This window comes from Pseudomonas sp. FFPRI_1 (genome assembly GCF_055384485.1).
The window spans coordinates 7292881-7313297 of record NZ_AP029168.1; the positions used below are offsets into that span (position 1 = coordinate 7292881).

General features: G+C 65.4%; 17 protein-coding genes. 3 read left to right on the plus strand and 14 right to left on the minus strand.

From position 1 onward, the window contains the following. Positions 1 to 50: 50 nt before the first annotated feature. The 7 genes from mdcH to mdcA are packed head-to-tail and all read right to left on the minus strand — an operon-like array spanning position 51 to position 6100. On the minus strand, positions 51 to 986 hold the full coding sequence (gene mdcH, locus ACZ5BO_RS32850; protein ID WP_464697513.1) for a malonate decarboxylase subunit epsilon: 936 nt from the start codon (positions 984 to 986) through the stop codon (positions 51 to 53). Next, positions 983 to 1609: a malonate decarboxylase holo-ACP synthase gene (locus tag ACZ5BO_RS32855; protein WP_464697514.1), complete on the minus strand. Its 627-nt coding sequence runs from the start codon at positions 1607 to 1609 to the stop codon at positions 983 to 985. Before ACZ5BO_RS32855 ends, mdcH begins: the two co-directional genes overlap by 4 nt. Beyond that, positions 1606 to 2409, minus strand: a complete 804-nt coding sequence (gene mdcE / locus ACZ5BO_RS32860; RefSeq protein ID WP_464697515.1) for a biotin-independent malonate decarboxylase subunit gamma — start codon at positions 2407 to 2409, stop codon at positions 1606 to 1608. The genes ACZ5BO_RS32855 and mdcE overlap by 4 nt, the downstream gene beginning before the upstream one ends. Beyond that, positions 2406 to 3257, minus strand: coding sequence for a biotin-independent malonate decarboxylase subunit beta (locus ACZ5BO_RS32865; RefSeq protein WP_025131057.1), 852 nt, complete (start codon positions 3255 to 3257; stop codon positions 2406 to 2408). Before ACZ5BO_RS32865 ends, mdcE begins: the two co-directional genes overlap by 4 nt. Beyond that, complete coding sequence (locus ACZ5BO_RS32870) at positions 3250 to 3549, minus strand: malonate decarboxylase subunit delta (RefSeq protein WP_025131056.1); 300 nt, start codon at positions 3547 to 3549, stop codon at positions 3250 to 3252. The genes ACZ5BO_RS32865 and ACZ5BO_RS32870 overlap by 8 nt, the downstream gene beginning before the upstream one ends. Further along, complete coding sequence (locus tag ACZ5BO_RS32875) at positions 3549 to 4424, minus strand: triphosphoribosyl-dephospho-CoA synthase (RefSeq protein ID WP_464697516.1); 876 nt, start codon at positions 4422 to 4424, stop codon at positions 3549 to 3551. Before ACZ5BO_RS32875 ends, ACZ5BO_RS32870 begins: the two co-directional genes overlap by 1 nt. Beyond that, entirely contained in the window at positions 4424 to 6100 is a 1677-nt protein-coding gene (gene mdcA / locus ACZ5BO_RS32880) for a malonate decarboxylase subunit alpha (RefSeq protein WP_464697517.1), read from the minus strand. Before mdcA ends, ACZ5BO_RS32875 begins: the two co-directional genes overlap by 1 nt. A 193-nt stretch (positions 6101 to 6293) precedes the next feature. Here mdcA and ACZ5BO_RS32885 point away from each other — a divergent pair, with 193 nt between their 5' ends. Further along, positions 6294 to 6866 (plus strand): NADAR family protein, encoded by a 573-nt coding sequence (locus tag ACZ5BO_RS32885; RefSeq protein WP_464697518.1) that lies wholly within the window; start codon positions 6294 to 6296, stop codon positions 6864 to 6866. Between the two features lie 21 nt (positions 6867 to 6887). Here ACZ5BO_RS32885 and ACZ5BO_RS32890 read toward each other — a convergent pair whose 3' ends face one another. The 7 genes from ACZ5BO_RS32890 to pilG all read right to left on the minus strand — a co-directional run bounded on the left by ACZ5BO_RS32890 (position 6888) and on the right by pilG (position 17891). Beyond that, a complete protein-coding gene (locus ACZ5BO_RS32890) occupies positions 6888 to 7793 on the minus strand; it encodes a hypothetical protein (RefSeq protein ID WP_464697519.1) in 906 nt (301 codons plus the stop codon). Positions 7794 to 7872: 79 nt separating this feature from the next. Continuing rightward, positions 7873 to 8340, minus strand: coding sequence for a chemotaxis protein CheW (locus ACZ5BO_RS32895; RefSeq protein ID WP_464697520.1), 468 nt, complete (start codon positions 8338 to 8340; stop codon positions 7873 to 7875). Continuing rightward, positions 8333 to 14233, minus strand: coding sequence for a hybrid sensor histidine kinase/response regulator (locus ACZ5BO_RS32900; protein WP_464697521.1), 5901 nt, complete (start codon positions 14231 to 14233; stop codon positions 8333 to 8335). The genes ACZ5BO_RS32895 and ACZ5BO_RS32900 overlap by 8 nt, the downstream gene beginning before the upstream one ends. Positions 14234 to 14308: 75 nt before the next feature. Next, the gene (locus tag ACZ5BO_RS32905; RefSeq protein ID WP_025131050.1) at positions 14309 to 16372 is read right to left on the minus strand and encodes a methyl-accepting chemotaxis protein; all 2064 of its coding nucleotides are present in this window, start codon (positions 16370 to 16372) and stop codon (positions 14309 to 14311) included. A 140-nt stretch (positions 16373 to 16512) separates the two neighbouring features. Continuing rightward, positions 16513 to 17052 (minus strand): chemotaxis protein CheW, encoded by a 540-nt coding sequence (locus ACZ5BO_RS32910; RefSeq protein WP_464697522.1) that lies wholly within the window; start codon positions 17050 to 17052, stop codon positions 16513 to 16515. Between the two features lie 11 nt (positions 17053 to 17063). Further along, entirely contained in the window at positions 17064 to 17429 is a 366-nt protein-coding gene (pilH, locus tag ACZ5BO_RS32915) for a twitching motility response regulator PilH (RefSeq protein WP_011064000.1), read from the minus strand. A 57-nt stretch (positions 17430 to 17486) separates the two neighbouring features. Next, positions 17487 to 17891, minus strand: a complete 405-nt coding sequence (gene pilG, locus ACZ5BO_RS32920; protein ID WP_025131048.1) for a twitching motility response regulator PilG — start codon at positions 17889 to 17891, stop codon at positions 17487 to 17489. Between the two features lie 263 nt (positions 17892 to 18154). On the opposite strand from pilG, the gene gshB reads away from it, so the two are divergent. Together gshB and ACZ5BO_RS32930 are read left to right on the plus strand one after the other, a co-directional pair. Further along, positions 18155 to 19126, plus strand: a complete 972-nt coding sequence (gene gshB, locus ACZ5BO_RS32925; RefSeq protein WP_025131047.1) for a glutathione synthase — start codon at positions 18155 to 18157, stop codon at positions 19124 to 19126. Positions 19127 to 19255: 129 nt separating this feature from the next. Then, on the plus strand, positions 19256 to 20155 hold the full coding sequence (locus ACZ5BO_RS32930; protein WP_464697523.1) for an energy transducer TonB: 900 nt from the start codon (positions 19256 to 19258) through the stop codon (positions 20153 to 20155). Positions 20156 to 20417 lie beyond the last annotated feature (262 nt).

Consider the following 20417-nt stretch of genomic DNA (forward strand, 5'->3'; position numbering starts at 1 on the left):
TGCATCGTCGAAGTTGTTGTTCTTGTGCTTCGTCAGCCTGAGTCGGTGCTCTATCGGTCGCGGTTGCCCTCCTCGCGCAGCAGTGCCTGCAAGGTGTCCAGACGGGCACCGTCGAAGGCGATGACCGTTCCTTGCTCGAATACCCGACGCGCCAGCCCGGTCAGCACCGCACCGGGAGGCAGCTCGATCTGCAGGCGCACGCCACGCTCGTAGGCGCTTTGCACCGTGCCGCGCCAATCCACCACCCGGCACATGTTGCAGGCCAGGTCGTCGCGCAGTTGTTCCACCCCACGCATGGGCCGCGCCCGACTGCCGCTCAGGTAGCCGATCCGGGGAACCTGCAGGCGCACTTCGGCGAAGGCCGCCGCCAGGGCCTGGGCCGGCTGCTCCAGCAAGGGGCAATGGGACGGCACGCTGACCGCCAGGCGCCTGGCCACCCCCGCGCCCGAGCGACGGGCCCGTTCGGCCACCGCCTGCATCGCGGCGTCGCTGCCGGCGATCACCACCTGGCTGTCGGCATTGATATTGGCCAGGTACACCGGCGTATCCCGGCTGTGAACCTGGGCCAGAAGCGCCTCCACGGCCGCAAGCTCCAGGCCGATCAACGCGGTCATGCCATAACCCTGTGGATAAGCCTGCTGCATCAGCTCCCCCCGCAGGCTCACCAGGCGCAGGGCATCGGCGAACTCCAGGGCGCCCGCCACCACCGCTGCCGGGTAGGCGCCGATGGACAGGCCAGCGACGTAGTCCACCGTGGCCGCCGATTGCAGCAGGGTCCGGGCAGTAGCCACCCCGGCGATCAGCAGGCACAGCTGCACTGCCCGGGTGGAGGCCAGGGCCTGGGGCGAATCCAGCTGCATTACGTCCTGGCCCAACACCTCGCCGGCCTCTTGCAGGCACGCCAGCACCTCGGGGCTTGGCGGCAGGCGCTGGAGCATGCCCGGCTGCTGCGCGCCCTGGCCCGGGAACACCAGCAGGCTGCTCACGCTGCTTGCTCCCGAACGTCCCAGGGGTCACTCACCAGCCTCGCGCCTTCCGCGCTCTTGAGCAGCACCCGGGGCGCCGAGCCGGCCCACTCGCGCAACGCCAAGGCCCCTGCAGGCACCTGCAATTGCATGTCCACCGGGCAGCCGGCGCTGTCGAGCAGCGCCAGCAACGCCCGGGCACGGGGCCGGGACAGGGGTTCTGGCGCACGCAGGATCAGGTCCAGGTCGCTGCCCTGATGCAACGCGCCAACGCCACTGGCCAACTCGAAACCGGCACTGCCACTGACGCCCCATGCCCACTCCAGGGCGTCCAGCTCGTCCCGCAGTCGATCCAGTGCCCGCAGCGCCGGCCATTGCCGAGACGACGCCACATGACGCAACGCCTCAGGGCACACCCCGCGTTGCACGGTGTCCTGCGCCAGCAACGCCGGATAACGCTGCTCCCGGGACGTGCCACGCAGCCCTACGGCCACCAGCCCGGGTGCAGTCAGGGCCCGGCGCACCACCACCGGCTGCCCGGCCGCCAGCACCGCATGGGCCCAGGCCGGCGCGTCGGCCGGCAACTGCGCCGGGGTCATGCCCCACAGCAGATCGTGGGGCAGCCAGGGGCCGGCGCCCTTCACCACTGCTCCCGCAGCAGTTGCCGGACCCGGCTGGAGGCAGCGCGGTTCGCTGCACCCAGGCGGCTGCCCAGGTCCACACCCTTGGCCCGCACATCGGCCACGGCCTGCAGTAGGCACTCCTCGACCCGGGCCAGGTCCTGCGCCGTCGGTTGCTCGATCTGCTGCACCGACAGGGTTTCCCAGAGCAGGCCGAGGCCGGCGTAGCTATCGATGTCGTAGGCCATGGGCGGCACGCTGGCGGCCAGGGCTTCCAGTTCCTCAACGCTGCGCAAGGTCACTCGGGCCGCCGAGGCCTTGCCCATGGCGTGCACCATCACGCCCGGGTCACGCAGGGCAATCAGCCGGTTGGCCTGGTAGCCGTGGGCCAGGAAGGCACCGGACATGGCCTTGCCCACCAGCAGGGCAATCACCGGGTGCCCGGCCAGCCGCGCCCGAGCGTAGCTGTCGGCGGCACCGGCCAGGGCCTGATGGATGCCCAGGGCCTCCTCGCGCCGGCCATAGGCCTGGCTGGGCACATCGACAATGGCAATCAGCGTTCGCTTGTGAGCCTGATCCTGGTCGGCGGCAATCACTTCATCCACCGTCCTGGCCAGGCCCCAGCCTTCGAGCAGGCCGACCTCACCCTGGCGGGCACGGACAAAGCGGTTTTCAGGATCGGCCACGACGGCGATGAAACGCGCCGGCTGGCCGCCCAACTGACCGTCCGCCACCTTCAGCGACGGCGGCAGGTCCTTGACCTCCCTCGCCCCGCCAGCCAAGGCGTTGAACCAGTTCAGCCCCCTCAGGGAACAGGCACTCATGAGCGGTCTCCTTGATACAGATGACGAACCGTCGCCGCATCGATTTGCGGCGCCGTGTCCAGGCGGGCCAGGCGCTGCAGATACAGGTCGGCCTCGCGGCTGCGTTGGCGCGGCGGCAAGCCGAGGGCCAGCAGTTCGCGAACCTGGGCCTGGATCTGTGCCACATCGTCGGCCACGTAGCGGTCCACCAGGCCACTGGCGAAACGCTGCTCACCGCCGGTCAGGCTCCAGATGAACGGCCGGTCCCGGGAGTCGTATTCCTCAAGGCCCGCTTCCTGCTCGATCACCTGCGGGCCGTTGAGCCCCAGGCGCGCTTCCTGGGTGACCAGCAGATAACTGCACAACCCGGCGGCAATCGACATGCCGCCAAAGCAGCCGACACTGCCGGCCACCACGCCGACCACCGGCTGGTACTGGCGCAGGTCGACGATCGCGGCGTGGATATCGGCAATCGCCGCCAGCCCCAGGTTGGCTTCCTGCAGGCGCACACCGCCGGTTTCCAGCAGCAACACGGCGCGGGTCGGGATGCCGTTGCGGTTGTCTTCGGCGGCCAGTTCCAGGGCGCCGGCAATCTTCGCCCCACCCACTTCACCGAGGCTGCCGCCCTGGAAAGCGCCTTCGATGGCAGCAATCACCACCGGCGAACCCGCGATGCTGCCCTTGGCGATCACCACCCCGTCATCAGCCTGGGGCACCACGCCCTGGCGCTCCAGCCAGGGCGACATGACCCGCTGGAACGGGTCGAGCAATTCGCGAAAGCTGCCGTCATCCAGCAGCGCCCGGGCCCGTTGTCGGGCCCCCAGCTCGACGAAACTGTGCTTGTTCAGCAAACGTGCACTGTCAGTCATGGCCGATCTCCTCGAAGCCCTGTTCCAGGCGCAGGCGCACCACGCCGGGGGTGGCGCCGAAATCATGGATGTCGATCAGCAACGCCGGCGGCGTCTGGCCATCGAACATGCGCTCGAACAGGTGCTGCCAGCGGGAGGCGCTGCCATTCACCGAGGTCTGCACCTGGATCAGCAGCTTGCCGGCCTGCCCCGGCTCCAGCAGCACCTCAAGGTCGCCGGAACCGACACAGCCCACCAGGGCACGGCCACGGCCGGGCTGGCCGGCGGGGAATTCGAAATTCAAGGTTTCCATTACATCGCTCCCTGGATTAAGGCATCGCCGGATTCGATCCGGTCGAGCAACAGGCTGGCTGCCAGCAGGTCTGCGGCGCCGCCGGGCGAGGCATTCAAGGTCACTAGTTGCAGGTCCAGCTCGTGCAGGCGACAGCGGCCGGCCAGGCTGGCACTGCCCCCCGCCTCGAGCACCGCCCGGGCGCCCTGCTGCATCGCCTGCAGGCCCGCCTCGCCGGCGCGGTAGAGCACGCAGGTGTCCGCCAGGCGACTCATGATCGCCAGCAGGGCATCGAGCCGGGCGTTCTGTTCGCCATGGCCCTGCTCGCGGCTGCGCCCGAGCTGGGGCAGCCCCCACTGCAGCACTGCGGGAAAGCCCTGCTGCGCCTCTTCCCGGGCACCGCGCACACCGTAGCGCAGCGCCACCTGGGCGCCGTGGCTCAGGGGCCGTGGCGCATAACGATCTTCCAGCAGCGCCAGGCGGGCAGCCCGCAGCGCGATGCTGCTGGCCCCTGTGGATTCAGGCTCCAGCGCGGCAGCGGCCACCAGCAGGCCCAGGGCCCAGATCGCTCCGCGATGGGTATTCACCCCCTGAGTGGTGGCAAGCATCGCCCGCTCGCCTTCACGGCCGATATGGCCCAGGGCTTCGCGCAGGGGCAGGCCGATTTCGCCCCATTCCAGCGCGGCATCGGCCATCTGCTTGAAGGCCGGCCACAGGGACAGCGCCGAGGCGTGCATCAGCCCCAGGTGCAGGTCGCAGTGGGCGCCATTGCCGCGGCGGTCCACCAGGGCCGGCTTGGGCGACAGGTCGGCTTCGTCGATCAGTGCGTCCACCGCCAGGTCCGCCAAGCGTTCGGCCAGGTTCAAGGGGCGCGATTGCAGATTGAATGCGTGCATTACCAGCTCCTGAACTTGGCGGGCGGGTTGTACAAGCCGCCGGACCACTCCACCAGGTCGGCGACGCTTTTCGCCGCCAGCAGTTCGCGGCTGGCGTCGGTACGGCGAATGCCGAGGTCTTCCGGCAGGGCGATCAGGCCTTCGCGGCGCATGCGCGCGGTGTCCTTGGGGTTGTGTCGCAGGCCGATGGCGGTGACCCCGGCCACGGCGGCGATCATCGCCTGGCGCTCTTCCAGGGAGCGGGCCTTGTACAGGTAGGCAATGCCCTCCTCGGTCAGCAGGTGGGTGACGTCGTCGCCGTAGATCATGATCGGTGCCAGGGGCATGCCGCTCTTGCGCGCCACGTCCACCGCGTCGAGGGTTTCGACGAAGGTCGGTTTGCCGCCTTCCTGGAAGGTCTCGACCATCTGCACCACCAGCTTTTTGCCGCGTTCGAGCATGGCCTGGGGGGCGTCGCTCTGATCCTGGCGCATATCCAGCCAGGCCGGGGTGCCGTGGCGGCGCCCGCGCGGGTCGTGGCCCATGTTCGGCGCCCCGCCGAACCCCGCCAGGCGGCCGCGGGTCACGGTGGAGGAGTGGCCGTCGCCGTCCACCTGCAAGGTGGCACCGATAAACAGGTCCACCGCGTACTGCCCGGCCAGTTGGCAGAACATCCGGTTGGAGCGCAGCGAGCCGTCGCGACCGGTGAAGAACACGTCCGGGCGTGCGGCAATGTAGTTCTCCATGCCCAGTTCGGTGCCAAAGCAATGCACGCTTTGCACCCAGCCGCTTTCAATGGCCGGGATGAGGGTCGGATGGGGATTGAGGGTCCAGTTGCGGCAGATCTTGCCCTTGAGCCCCAGGGACTCGCCGTAGGTCGGCAGGATCAGTTCGATGGCCGCGGTGTTGAAACCGATGCCGTGGTTCAGCGACTGCACGTTGTGTTTTTCGTAGATGCCGCGGATCGCCATCATCGCCATCAGCACATGCACCGGCTTGATGTGGCGCGGGTCACGGGTGAACAGCGGCTCGATGTAGAACGGCTTGTCGGCCACCACCACGAAGTCGACCCAGGAGGCCGGGATATCCACCCTGGGCAACTCGCTGACGTCATCCACCAACTGGTTGACCTGAACGATGACGATACCGTCGCTGAAGGCCGCCGGTTCGATCAACGCGGGCGTGTCCTCGGTACTGGGGCCAGTGTAGATATTGCCGGCACGGTCGGCCATGAAACCGGCGGACAGCACCACATTGGGGATCAGGTCCACCACCAGCCGCGCATAGAGTTCGATGTAGGTATGGATCGCACCGATTTCCAGCAACCCGTCCTCGAGCAACTGGCTGATGCGCAGGCTCTGGGTGCCGGCAAAGGAGAAGTCGAGCTTGCGGGCGATGCCGCGCTCGAACAGGTCCAGGTGCTCGGAGCGGCCGACGCTGGGCATGATCATGTGCAGGTCATGCAGCTTGGCCGGATCGGCCTTGGCCAGGGAGCGAGAGAGAAAATCCGCCTGCTTCTGGTTGTTGCCCTCCAGCACCACCCGGTCGCCCGGCAGGATCAGCGCTTCCAGCGCCGCGACAATCTTGTCGGTCGGCAACACCACGCCGTCGGCGAGGGCCCGCACCTGCTCGAGGCGCCGCAGCTTTTCGCTGCGCCGCCGCGACCAGCGCGCGTCGGGGGAAATTGTTGTTGTCATGCTCACTCCACAGGTTCGCTGTCGTGGCAGTCACCATAGGAGTGAAAACGGAGGGCATCAATCAAGCATGACGCCGGATAGTTACGCTGAGCGTAATGATTGCAAGGCCATTGGCGCCCCATCACCCAATCGGTACACAATGCGCGCCGGAACGGCCAATCAACGGTCGAGGCAGACAACGATGAGAGTCAGCATGGACACACCGATTCGCTCAAACCAGACGCTGCTGGAGCAGATCAGCCTGGGCCTGAAGCCCGACTACCTGATGTTCTGGGGGCACCAGCCAACCCGCGACGGACGCATCTCGCAAAGCTGCTTCAGCCAGTGGTTCGCCAGCGGTTTCGAGCTTGAGGGCATTCACTACCCCAGCGCCGAGCATTTCATGATGGCCGGCAAGGCCCTGCTGTTCGACGACCGGGAAACCCACTCGCGGATCCTCAAGGCGGTCACTCCGGCGGACGTCAAGCAACTGGGCCGTGAAGTGCGCGGTTTCGATGATGCCCGCTGGACCGAGGCACGTTTCGAGATCGTGGTGCGCGGCAACCTGGCCAAATTCAGCCAGCACCCGGCCCTGGGTGAATACCTGCTGTCCACCACCGATCAGGTGCTGGTAGAAGCCAGCCCGGTGGACCGAATCTGGGGCATTGGCCTGGCCGCCGAAGACCCCAAGGCCAGCCGGCCGGAGCAATGGCGCGGGCTCAACCTGCTGGGTTATGCCCTGATGGAAGTGCGCGACCAACTTCACAAACCGGGACTGGATCACTGAGGTCAGAAACCCTGAGAGTGCTTAGAAGGGCAAGTGCAGTCTGCGTCTGACTGCACCGAAAGACACCAATGCAAGGGTCGCGACCACCGCACTGGCTATCGGCTGATACGGCACAAGAAAGCGCATCGACTGTATATAAAAATAAGTGATCAACAGCATATAGAACGTCAAAATCAATACGTTATGGCGCTTGCGCTCGATACTCCACGAAATCCTGAGGAACCCTGGCAACACCAATACAATGGCCACGGCGCCTTCGATCAAAGCCTTGATGAACCTGTCAATCACTTCCCCTTCGACCCTAACGAACACCACTATCATAGAAAGACTGGTGGTTATGAATATGAACGAACAGACATATTCAAACACGTGCAGGAGTTTCAGCTTACAGGCATCTTCAACAGCTGCCTCATCCACCTCAGGTTTCAATGTCAGCAATGCGGCTAAAAGCCCGGCGCCCAAACCACCGAGTGTCATAATCACGAAATTCGTAAGAACCAGCGCGAATTCTTGAGCCCCTGAGTTCTCCTTGATTTGCTCGGTGTATTGGAAAACCTTCTTCCGATAATCAATCGGTTGCTGACTAGCGTCCATCGGACCAGAGCTACTCTTTTCAATCACCGCTATCTGGCCATTGAACTGCGCAATCGAGGCTTCCAATTTGGCATTTTTCTGCTTCAGCTCGAAGCCCGACGCCGACAGGTAGAACATGATTAAAGCGGCGCTGGATATGGAAAAAAAGAACCCCAACATCATGCCTGTCCGGGTTCTCACACCCATGACAAATGCACCACTTACCGATACCCCTACAATCCAAAATAACAGCACTTCAACTAACGGCATGTGGGAAGCCTCCATCACACCGGCGGTCAATGAACTGCACTGCTCGGACAGCACTCTCAATACATCGCCAAAATCCACTTTCAAACAAAACCTCCCTTTACTTCAAACAGACTAAGACCGGCCTCTCTATCGGCCCCAAGCGATGTAGATTTACCCACCAAGGCTACAAACTGCTTGAATACCCCATACCGTTTACCAGCAACTCTTCCAGCGCCAGCAGGTCCGGCACCTTGACCACCTGCTCGGCCACCTGCACCGCGGCCTTTTCCAGCGGCGCCAGGGGCACATCGACGTAGCTCAACTGGCTGTCGAGCTTGCAGGAGCGGGGAATGCCCTGCACCAGCAAGGCCATGAACTTCAGCTCCGGGCGCCCACCCAGGGCGTTGAGCACGACGATCCGCGCCCGCTCGCCAATCACCGTCCGAGCGCCACAGGCCGACTCGAAGCTGATCAGCGCAATCCAGCGCTCGCGCCAGAGCACCCGCCCCAGGTACCAGGGCGGTGAATCCAGGTCGAAGGCGCCCTGCTGGTAGTCGATCAGCTCGGCCACCGCGACATTGGGCAGGATCAGGGTGCGGTCGGCCAGGGGCAGCAGCAGCCCGGTGAGAGTGCTGGCGCGGTGATCAAGCATGGGTCTTGCTCCACAGGGCAATGCTTTCCAGCAGCACCGACTCTTGGTAGGGCTTGCCGAGGTAGTCGTTGACGCCAATGGCCATGGCCCGGTCGCGATGCTTCTGGCCGGTACGGGAGGTGATCATGATGATCGGCAAGTGCTGCAGGCGAGGGTCGTTGCGCACCTGGATCGCCACCTCGAAACCGTCCATCCGCGGCATTTCGATGTCCAGCAGCATCAGGTCCGGGGTGTGCTCGGCCAGCAACGCCATGGCGTCGACCCCGTCCTTGGCGGTGAGCACGTTCATGCCGTGGCGTTCCAGCAGGCGGCTGGTGACCTTGCGCACGGTGACCGAGTCGTCCACCACCAGCACCAGCATCGGCCGTGGCGGTTGCACCTCGCTGGCCGGTTCGTCACCCGCCAGGCGCGGCAGTGGCGCCTGGACCTGCAACGCGCGGATATGCGCCAGCAGATCGAGAATCAGCACCACCCGGCCATCGCCGAGGATGGTCGCCCCGGACAGTCCCTGGACTGCGGCAAACTGCGGCCCCAGGCTCTTGACCACGATTTCCCGGGTGCCAAAGGTGGCGTCCACCTGCACGGCTATCCGCTGCTCGTTGCAGTGCACCAGCAGCACCGGCAAGGGCAGTACCTGGCCCAGCAGCTTCGGCCGCGGCACGGTATGCAGCAACTCCCCCAGGTAACACAGCTGATAGCCCTGGCCGGCGTATTCGTAGTGCGGCGGATCAAGCTGGTAAAAGGCATCCAGCTCGCCCGGCAGTACCCGCACGATGCCCTCCACGGTGTTCAGCGGAATCGCGTACTGCTCGTCCGCGCATTGCACCATCAGCGCTCGGTTGACCGAGACGGTGAACGGCAAGCGGATGCGAAAATGCACGCCCTGCCCGGCAATCGAATCGATGCTCATGGTGCCGCCCAGTTGGCGCACTTCTTCATGGACCACGTCCATGCCCACGCCGCGTCCGGAAATCTGGGTGATCTTCTCGGCGGTGGAAAACCCCGGCTGCATGATGAACTGCAGCACCTCGCGGTCGCTGAGCTGCGCCTGCGGGTCCAGTAATCCGCGTTTGATGGCCTTTTTGCGCACCGCTTCCAGGGGCACACCGGCACCGTCGTCGCGCATGTCGAAGATGATGTCGCCCCCTTCCCGGGACAGATCGAGGGTGATCCGTCCCTGCTCCGGCTTGCCCACCGCCAGGCGCGCCTGGGCCGACTCCAGGCCATGATCGACCGCGTTGCGCAGCATGTGCTCCAGCGGCGCAACCATGCGTTCGAGAACGTTGCGGTCCATCTCCCCTTCGGCGTTGCCGACCACGAACTCCACGTCCTTGCCCAGCTCTTCGGCCACCTGGCGGACGATGCGCTTGAGCCGCGGCACCATGCGTTCGAAAGGCACCATGCGCGTGCGCATCAGGCCCTCCTGCAGCTCGGTGTTGATCCGCCCCTGCTGCGCCAGCAGGTTCTCGGCGTCGTGGTTGCGCCGGTCGAGGGTTTCCTTGAGGTCCAGCAGGTCCGAGGCCGACTCGAACAGGGCCCGGGACAGTTGCTGCAATTGTGAGTGGCGGTCCATTTCCAGGGGGTCGAACTCTTCGTAGCCCAGGCGCTCGGCCTCCACCTGCTGGCGGCTGAGGATCCGCCCCTGGGTTTCGGTGTCCAGCCGCCGCAACTGATCGCGCATGCGCTCGATGGTGGTTTCCATCTCGCCCAGGGCCACCCGGGCATCGTTGACCTGTTGTTCGATGCGCCCCCGGAAGATCGAGGTTTCCCCGGCCAGGTTCACCAGGTCGTCCAGCAGTTCGGCGGAGACTTTGACCATGTCTCCTGCGCCGGCCGCGTCCGGCACCGGGACCACGGATTCCGGCTTGGCCAGCAGCAGCGGTGCATCCTGGCCGGGACCGGACGGCACACGAGGGTGGCTCAAGTCATGGATGGCCTCGATGAGTTTCTGCGCGGCCTCGATGGGTTGCCCCGCCCGGGCGGCATCGAGCATCTGGGCCAGTCGGTCGTGGCTCTTCTGCAACAGGGTGAAGAGCACCGGGCTGGGCTGCAGCAAGCCGGCGGACAGGCCTTCGAAAAGAAATTCCAGCTCATGGGCCAGGTCACCGATGGGGGCGATTTCCACCATCCGTGCACCGCCCTTGAGGGTGTGCAGGTCGCGCAGCAGGGTTTCCACCTCCTGGCGCGCCTGGGGGTCGGCCTGCCAGCGGCCGAGCGCTGCGGCCGAGCTGTCGATGATGTCGAAACCTTCCTCCAGGAAAATCTCCAGCAGCTCCGGGTCCTGGGCCGTGCTGTCTTCCGGCACAGCGCTCTCCGGCACGTCGGTGGGGCTGGCAGCCTGCTGCCGATAAGCGCGGACCGCCTCGACCTGGCCCCGCGAGTCATCCAGGGCGCGCTGCCCCTGCAGTTGTTCGAGCAACAATGCCAACTGCTCGTGGCTGCTGCGCAACAGCAGGCCCAGGTGCGGGCTGTAGCTGTAGCGCCGGTCCACCAGCCCCTCGTACAGCGACTCCAGCTCCTGGGCCAGTTCGGCCACGGGAGCGACCTCGGCCATCCGCGCGCCGCCCTTCAGAGTGTGCATGTCCCGCTGCAGGGACGACAGCGGCGCGCCGTTTTCAGGGTCGCCCAACCAGCGCTGCAGGGCCTGGTCGGCGCTGTCGAGAATATCCACCGCCTCTTCGAGGAAGATCTCGACGATCTCCTGGTCCGCGGCCGGTGCGTCCGGAGCCTGTTCCAGGCGAGCAGTGGCGGCCCCCAGTTCGCTGATGCTCAGGGTGCGGCTGCCGTCGCTCTTGATCAGGCCGGTGGCGGACGGATCGAGCGCCTCGTCCAGCAACTCGCGAAGGGCCTGGACGCGCTCCGGACGGGGGCTGACCTCCTGGCCCGCCGCCAGTTCGTCGAGCATGTTGATCAAGGCCTCATGGGCACCTTGCGCCTCATGGAAGAACCGTTCGCTGACCGCCAGGCTGCTCTCCTCCACCGCGCCGTAGAGGTCGAGCAGGGCCTCGCACAGCTCATCCATCGGGTGCAGGTCCGCCAGGTGCGCACCTTCGCCCAGGGTGGTCAGTTCATCCAGCAGGGCACTGAGCTCCTGGCGCTCGCCAGGATGCTGCTGCCAGCGCAGCAGCAGGCTCTCGGCATCCAGCAGGATATCCATGCCCTGGGCCAGAAAGTTGTTGATCAGTTGCGGATCACGCTTGGCCCGGGGCGCGCTGTCCGGCGCACTGAGCAGGTTTTCCAGGCGCTCGCCCAGCAGGGCCAGGGCACGGCCCACCAGTGAGCGGGCGCCGTCGATGGGGGCCAGCGGGTCGCTGTCCAACTGCCGCAGGCCACGTCGCAACAGGCCTTCGGCTTCCAGCAGCAGTTCCACTTCATCCAGATCCAGCGCAATCAGGTGCGCACGGTATTCCCGTGCCAACTGGTCAAAGGGGCCGGCCAGCTCGGCCATCGGCAGCACCCCGGCCATGGAGGCGCTGCCCTTGAGGGTATGCAAGGCGCGCTGCAGTTCATCACTGGCCTGCAGTGGCAACTGCTCGGCAGCCTGATCGAGAAAGCGATTGATGCTGTCCAGGTGGGTCTGGGCTTCGCTGCGAAAGATCTCCAGCAGCTGCGGGTCCAGGGCTTCGTCCCGAGACGGCGCGGTGCTCGCCGCGGCATTGCCTGTGGCCAGGGCATGGGCACGAGCCGCAAGACGGTCGACATCATCACGCTGGCGCTGCTCCTGGGCGGCAAACTCGGCGATCAGCCCCGGCAGCAGCGCCAGGGTGTCGCCCACCAGTTGCTGGATATCGGCACTGGGCGCCACGCTGTGCTCCAGCACCCGATTGAGCAGGTTCTCCACCGCCCAGGCCAGTTCCCCCAGCACCAGCGCACGCACCATGCGCCCGCTGCCCTTGAGGGTGTGAAAGGCCCGGCGCAGTTCACTCAGGGCAGACTTGCCCTGAGGGTCGGCGATCCAGCGCGGCAGGTACTCGTGGAGCATTTCCAGGACTTCCTCGGTTTCTTCGAGAAAGACTTCCCGCAACTCGTCATCCACCGGCGGCTCATCCCCCGGGGGCGGCAACAGGCTGCCCGGCGTGACCAGGGCCGGCGGGTTGAGGGCCGACACCGGCACTGCCAGCACCTGGGCCAGGGACGCCGCCAGGGGATCGTCCAGCGCCGCAGAGGCCTGCTCGTCAAGCCCCGCAGACGGCTCCGCCAGCGGGGCCCGGACCACCGGCACATAACCCAGGGCGGCCAGCCCCTCTTCGGCGATATCGAGGATCTTCTCCCCCGGCGCCTCATGGTCCTCGCTCAAGCGCTCCAGGTAATAGTCCAGGCTGGTGATCACATCCGCCAAGTGCTCGAACTTCTGCCAGTCCGGGTGGGGCTGGGCGGCCAGCAAACGCTCGCTGATGAACTGGTTGCAGGCCTCCATCAGGCCGGCGGCACGGGGCAGCGGAATCATCGCCAGGGCGCCGCGCACCTGGGTCAGCAACTCGGGGACAGCAACCAGCTGCTCGGGCTCCCAGTCAGCCTCGATGTACTCGACGATCAGGTCCTTGGCCTGCTGCAGGCAGATCCGTGCCTCCTTGATCACCAACTGATGGATCTGGCTCAGATCGGTGGTGGGCAGGCGGCTGTCCTCGCGGTTTTCCGGCTCCACGGTGCCGACCATCCCGGCCAGGGTCGCCTCGACATAGAGCAGGGCCCCGGCGACATCCATCAACACCGCATCATCCGGCGCACGCTGGCCCTGGGCCAGGCTCTGGACCACCGCCAGCTGGTCGATGATCACCTTGCGTGGCTGGCCAAACCCCAGCACTGCCAGGGTGTCGGCGATCTGCCGCAGGGGCGACAACAGGCTGTCCAGGTCATCGGCATGCTGGCGGTCACTGCGCACGAACAGGTCGAGGCGCTCCTTGACCCGCACCAGCCCATCGCACACCGCCATCAATACCGAGCGCATGGCGTCCCGGTCAGGGCCAGTCAGGCGGGCCCGCTCTTCATCGACCAGCGCACTGTCGGGCAATGCGTCATCCAGTCCGTAACGTTCTTTCATGGTCAGCATCAATGGCGTGGGATGGCGCGCTTTGGCGATATAGAACAGCAGGCTCTTGAGCAACTCGTCAGGGGCCGGCTGGTTGATTCCGGGCATGCCCTGCTCCAGCAGGCGCTTGAGCTCCTTGTCAGCATCCTTGAGCAGGCTGCGCACCGCCGGGCTGTTGGCGATGACGTCCTGGCGCATGCCTTCCACCAGGGCCGAGGCGATATGCCACAAGGGCGCCAGCGGCGCATCCTGGCACAAAGCCTCCAGGCGCTCGAAGACCTTGGCCATGTGGCCCAGGCTGGTTTCATCGTCCTGCTCGCGCAGCAAGTCCACCAGGGCGCTCTGCAGCATGTGCCGCAGCTTGCGCAGCTGGGTCGGGAACTCCAGCGGCTCCAGGGCCGCCAGGGCCTTGTCGCTCAGGGGCGGCAGGCTGGGCAGTTGCGGGCTGAACAGGCTGGTTTCCGAAAGCAGGCTTTCACCACGGGCACTGCGCAGGTCGTTGAGCAGCGGCAGCACCACCAGCGGCAGGTCGCGCCGGGCGCTCTGCACCCGGTCCAGGTACTGGGGCAACTGGCTGATGGCCTGGCGCAGCAGGCGAATGGCTTCGTCGCGCTGGGCGACGCGCTGCTCCTGCAAGGCCAGGGCGAGCTTCTCCATTTCCTCGGCCAGCAGCGCGGCCCCGTAGAACTCCACCATCTGCAGGCTGCCGTGCACCAGGTGGATACCCTCCAGGCACTGGCCCAGGGCATCCGGGGCCTGGGGGTCGTCGGCCAGATGCTCCAGCGCCTGATAGGCCTGCTTCAGGGTCTCGGCAATTTCACCCTTGACCCATTCCAAGGCCACATAGTCGTGCCGATCAACCATACCCACTCCAGTCAAAACCTTCTGTCAGAACCTGTTTGCGCGAGCTCATGGAGCGCTGAACCTGGTTTTTTAGCGTCAACGGTTGTCATTCGGCGCCGGCCCCCGGGTCGCCGGCAAGGTAAAGCCCGACACCGAGCGGCGCAGTTGGCTGGCCATCTTCGCCAGGTTGCCGATGCTCTCGGCGGTCGCGGTCGAGCCGGACGAGGTTTGCGAGGTGATCTGCTGGATCACGTTCATGGTCAGGGATATCTGCCCGGCCGAGGAGGTCTGCTGCTGGGCCGCGTTGGAAATGCTCTGGATCAGTGCCGCCAGGGTCTTGGACACGCCCTCGATCTCTTCCAGGGCCACCCCGGCGTCCTGGGCCAGGCGCGCACCGCGCACCACTTCGCTGGTGGTCTGCTCCATGGAGATCACCGCTTCGTTGGTGTCGGTCTGGATCGCCCGCACCAGGGTCTCGATCTGCCGGGTGGCCGCCGAGGAACGCTCGGCCAGCCGTTGCACTTCGTCGGCGACCACGGCGAAACCGCGACCGGCATCGCCGGCCATGGACGCCTGGATCGCCGCGTTCAGGGCAAGGATGTTGGTCTGGTCGGCAATGTCATCGATCAGGCTGACAATATCGCCGATTTCCTGAGACGACTCACCCAGGCGCTTGATGCGCTTGGCGGTGTCCTGGATCTGCTCGCGGATGTTGTCCATGCCATGGATGGTGTTGTGCACCACCTCGTTGCCCTTGTTGGCAATCTCCACCGAACGCTCGGCCACCGCCGAGGACTCCGCAGCATTGGCCGACACCTGGTCGATGGACTGGGCCATGTCGTTGATCGCCGTGGAGGCTTCGGAAATCTGCTGGGCCTGGTGCTCCGAGGCCTCGGCCAGTTGCATCGCGGTGGCCTGGGTCTCCTGCACTGCGCCGGCTACCTGGCCGGCGGTGAGGTTGATGGTGGCCACCAGGTCCCGCAGCTGGTCGACGGAATAGTTGATCGAGTCGGCGATGGTGCCGGTGAAGTCTTCGGTTACCGAGGCCGTCACCGTCAGGTCGCCATCGGCCAGGTCTTCGATCTCGTCCAGCAGGCGCATGATCGCGTTCTGGTTACGCTCGTTCTTCTCGGCGGTCTCGCGCAGCTGGCGGTTGGTCTCGCGCACCATCACCAGGCCGATGAGGATGATCGAGGCCAGCGCCAGCAGGCCCAGGACATAGCCGCCGATGGTGTCCAGCTTGCGGCTGCCGGCCAGGTTCTCGAAACCGGTGGCCAACAGTGAAGCCTCGTCCAGCAGGGTCTGGGACAGGCTAAAGATGCTGCTCGCCGATTCACGGACCTGGAACAGCTCGGGGGAGGTTTCGAGGATTTCGTCCACGGAGCCGGAAACGAATTCGAACAGTTCGGAAATCTCCCCCAGGCGGGCGCGGGCATCGGGATCCTCGACCTGACTGATCTTCAGCCCCGGGTTGCCCTGCAGCATGCCATTGAGCACCTGTCCGAAACGCGCGGCATCACGCCCGAAGGCATCGGCCGCCTGTACCGCGTTTTCGTCACCGGCCAGCACGGTATTGACCGCCCCCAGGATCCGCTCGGCCAACAGCGACTGGCGCTGGGCCATGGCCACCTGGGCCGCGGGGGCGCCGCGCTGGAGCAGGATTTCCACGACCTTTTCGTATTCCACCTGCAACTGCGGCACGGTTTCCGCCAGGGTTGCCGCCACTTGGTGCAGCGACAGCACCGTCTGTTCGCTGGCGAGAATGGCGTCGGTGTTCTTCAGCAGTTTTTCCCAATCCAACTGCACCGCGCGCATTTCCTGGCGCAGCACCACCGGGGCGCCGGGCAGGCCGGTGACCGGGTCGCCCTTCTTCAGATAACCCCAGCGCTGGGCGAAGTCATTGCGCGCATCCCCCAGCAACTTGAACGCCGCAGCCTTGCCGGCCGCCGCTTCGGTGGCGTTCTTGGCGATGCGCTGGGACAGCACCCGCAGCTCACCGGCATGGCCGATGTACTGCTTGTCGTAGGTGGCCTGGGTATTGAGGTAAGCGAAGTTGGCGAACAGCAGCATGATGAACACGATCAGCGCGATGAACAGCACGATGATCTGCGAACGACTGCGGGAGCCCTCCAGGGGCTTGCCGGTTTTGGCTTTGGTCATCGATCAGGCCTGTGGCGAGCGGGCGGTCCCGCATTCAGGTGCCCGGGGCGCACGCATCACCGGGGCAGCATGGGTTGACCCAGGGAAGCACGGGCCTCCCATGGCACGACGAACGGGTTGCACCAGCGCCGGAGCGCCCTTCACGCGGCCACCTCGAGAAAATCCGTCGAGCGGGCCAGGGCAAAGGGACTGAAGACCTGCCAGACCTGCTCGCGACGGAACTGGCCCTGCAGGTAGGGATTGATCGCCGCCAAGACCGCGTCGCCGACGCCGGGCTCCAGGCTGTCCTGGGCAAAATGCTGCAGGCCAGCCACCTCGTCCACCAGCAGGCCGGCGAACAGTTCCTTGTACTCCACCACCAGTACCCGCCGCTGCTTGCGCAGGGGCGACAGTTCATGGCCGAAGAAACCGCACAGGTCCATGATCGGCAGCAGCCGCCCGCGCAGGTTGGCCACGCCCTTGACCCAGGGCTTGACCCCCGGCAGCAGGGTGTAGCGCGGTTCGGGCAGGACCTCGCTGATCTCGCCCATGGCCGCCACATACCAGTGCTCGCCCAGGCGAAAGCCGATGCCGCTCCAGCTGTGCTGGCGGGTTTCCTGGGACGGCAGGTCGGCGGCCAGCAGGCGACAGCGCTGGTCGATCTCCAGCAGCAGCTCGAAGGCGGTCTGGGATTCGCTCATGGCCGGGGCGGTCAGCCGGCCAGGACGTTGTTCAGGGTCTTGATCAGGGTCTCTTCGTCCACCGGCTTGGTCAGGTAGTCCTTGGCGCCCTGGCGGGTGCCCCAGACCTTGTCGGTTTCCTGATCCTTGGTGGTGATGATGATCACCGGGATATGGCTGGTCTCGGCGTCCTTGGTCAACTGGCGGGTGGCCTGGAAACCATTGAGGCCGGGCATGACGATGTCCATCAGCACGGCATCGGGCTTTTCCTCACGGGCCAGGGCCACGCCGTCGGCGCCGTTCTCGGCCTTGAGCACTTCATGGCCGTGCTTTTCCAGCATGCCGGTGAGTTTGTACATTTCAGTCGGCGAGTCATCGACGATCAGAATACGAGCCATGGTCTTCCCCATACGGTATTGGCGCCCGGCCCGCTGGCCGGACGCCGCTGTGCGTGTCTACTGTGGCGCAAGCGCGACAAAGTCCGGGACGTGGGCCTTGATTGCGCTCAGCAGTTCTTCCTTGCTGAAGGGTTTGGTCAAAAACTGGTCGGAGCCGACGATCCGGCCCTTGGCCTTGTCGAACAGCCCATCCTTGGAGGACAGCATGATCACTGGAATGGACTTGAACGCACTGTGGTTCTTCACCAGCGCGCAGGTCTGATAACCGTCGAGCCGCGGCATCATGATGTCGACGAAAATGATCCCGGGATGATGGTCGACGATCTTCGACAGGGCTTCGAAGCCGTCCACTGCGGTGATCACCTCGCAGCCGACGTTCTTCAACAGCATTTCGGCCGTGCGGCGAATCGTCTTCGAGTCGTCGATCACCATCACCTTCAAGGCGTTGGAATGCTGTTCCATATCTGCTCTGCCATCGCCCCAGCGAATGATTTGATCCGGTACCCCTGGCCAACGCCCCAAACCCTTGAACTTCAAGGCCTCGGCCCGGCATGCGAGCCTTTTTAGCACACTCTCCCCCCTGCAATCTATGGACCACGCCAGGCAGTGGTTTTTCCTTGACCCAGGCTCATGTCAGCGCCACTCTGACGCCACTTTCGGAGGCTGTGCCGCTCAGGTGGCAGGCCCCAGCCTTGCGTCCACCCATTTTTTGAAGGAACCCACCCATGAGCGTTCGCGTCGGGATTGTCATGGACCCTATCGCCAGCATCTCCTACAAGAAGGACAGTTCGCTGGCCATGCTGCTGGCCGCCCAGGAACGCGGCTGGACCCTCTTCTATATGGAACAGCGCGACCTGTACCAGGGTGCCGGCGTGGCCCGGGCACGGATGCGCCCGCTGCAGGTCTTCGCCAACCCGGAGAAATGGTTCGAGCTGGACGCCGAGATCGACTGCCCGCTGAGCGATCTGGACGTGATCCTGATGCGCAAGGATCCGCCCTTCGACATGGAGTTCGTCTACTCCACCTACCTGCTGGAGCAGGCCGAAAGCGCCGGCGTGCTGGTGGTGAACAAGCCCCAGAGCCTGCGCGACTGCAATGAAAAGCTGTTCGCCACCCTGTTTCCCCAGTGCACGCCGCCCACCGTGGTCAGCCGTCGCGCCGACGTGCTGCGCGAATTCGCCGCCGAACATGGCGACGTGATCCTCAAGCCCCTGGACGGCATGGGCGGCACGTCGATCTTCCGCCACCGCGCAGGCGACCCGAACCTGTCGGTGATCCTCGAGACCCTGACCGCGCTCGGCAGCCAGCAGATCATGGCCCAGGCCTACCTGCCGGCGATCAAGGACGGCGACAAGCGCATCCTGATGATCGACGGCGAGCCGGTGGATTACTGTCTGGCGCGCATCCCCGCGGCCGGTGAAACCCGCGGCAACCTCGCCGCCGGCGGCCGTGGCGAAGCCCGCCCGCTGAGCGACAAGGACCGCTGGATTGCTGCCCAGGTCGGCCCGACCCTGCGGGCCAAGGGCCTGCTGTTCGTCGGCCTCGACGTGATCGGCGAGCACCTGACGGAAATCAACGTCACCAGCCCGACCTGCATCCGCGAAATCGACAACGCCTTCGGCACCAACATCGGCGCACAGCTGATGGATGCCATACAGAGCAAGCTGCAAGCCACAAGCAACAAGCCGCAAGCTTGATCTGTGTCACCTGCAGCTGGTCGCTTGCCGCTTGCCGCTGGAGGCTTGAAACCAACATTGCGTTATCATGCGCCGCCTGAGAAACCGTGATGTTGGTTGTGCAATGCCTCCAGTGATGTCGAACTGCCTATGAACCTCCCGTCCGATCTGCCCCCCGAGCTTGCCCATGGCGGCGTGCGTGCGGCCGATCGCCTGGGGTTTACCCTGTTCCTCGCGGCGCTCCTGCACCTGGCACTGATTCTCGGCCTGGGCTTCTCCTTCGCCGAACCCAAGGCCATCAGCAAGACCCTGGAAATCACCCTGGCCACCTTCAAGAGCGAGACCAAGCCGAAGAAGGCCGATTTCCTCGCCCAGGACAACCAGGAGGGCAGCGGCACCCTGGACAAGAAAGCCCTGCCGAAGACCACCGAAGTGGCGCCCTTCCAGGACAACTCGGTAAAAAAGGTCACGCCGCCACCATCGGTCAAGCCGCAGGTCAAGGAGGTCGCGCCCAAGGCCGCGGTCGCCACCACCGCGCCCAAACCGAAAAAGACCGTGGTCCCCCGAGAAGAGGTCAAGAAAGAGCCCACCCCCAAGGCCGATACCCCGACGTTTGACAGCTCCCAGCTGTCCAGCGAGATTTCCAGCCTGGAAGCCGAACTGGCCAATGAACAGCAGCTGTACGCCAAGCGCCCGCGGATCCACCGCCTGAGCGCGGCCTCGACCATGCGCGACAAGGGTGCCTGGTACAAGGACGAATGGCGCAAGAAGGTCGAGCGCATCGGCAACCTGAACTACCCCGACGAAGCCCGGCGCAAGCAGATCTACGGCAACCTGCGGCTGATGGTCTCGATCAACCGCGACGGCTCGCTGTATGAAGTGCTGGTGCTGGAGTCCTCCGGGCAGCCGCTGCTGGACCAGGCGGCCCAGCGCATCGTGCGCCTGGCGGCACCGTTTGCACCCTTTACCGGCGACCTGTCGGACATCGACCGCCTGGAAATCATCCGCACCTGGCGCTTCGCCCGGGGCGACAAGCTCTCCAGCAACTGACCCGCCCTCCGGGTAGGAGCCGGCTTGCCGGCGAAGGGGCCCGCAAGCCCTGTGCAACCTTCGATGACGCCTTCGCTGGCAAGCCAGCTCCTACAACACCCCCGCCCCCCGTAGGAGCCGGCTTGCCGGCGAAGGGGCCCGTAAGCCCTGCGCAACCTTCAATGACGCCTTCGCTGGCAGCCAGCTCCTACAACACCCCCTGCCCCCGTAGGAGCCGGCTTGCCGGCGAAGGGGCCCGCAAGGCCTGTGCAACCTTCAATGA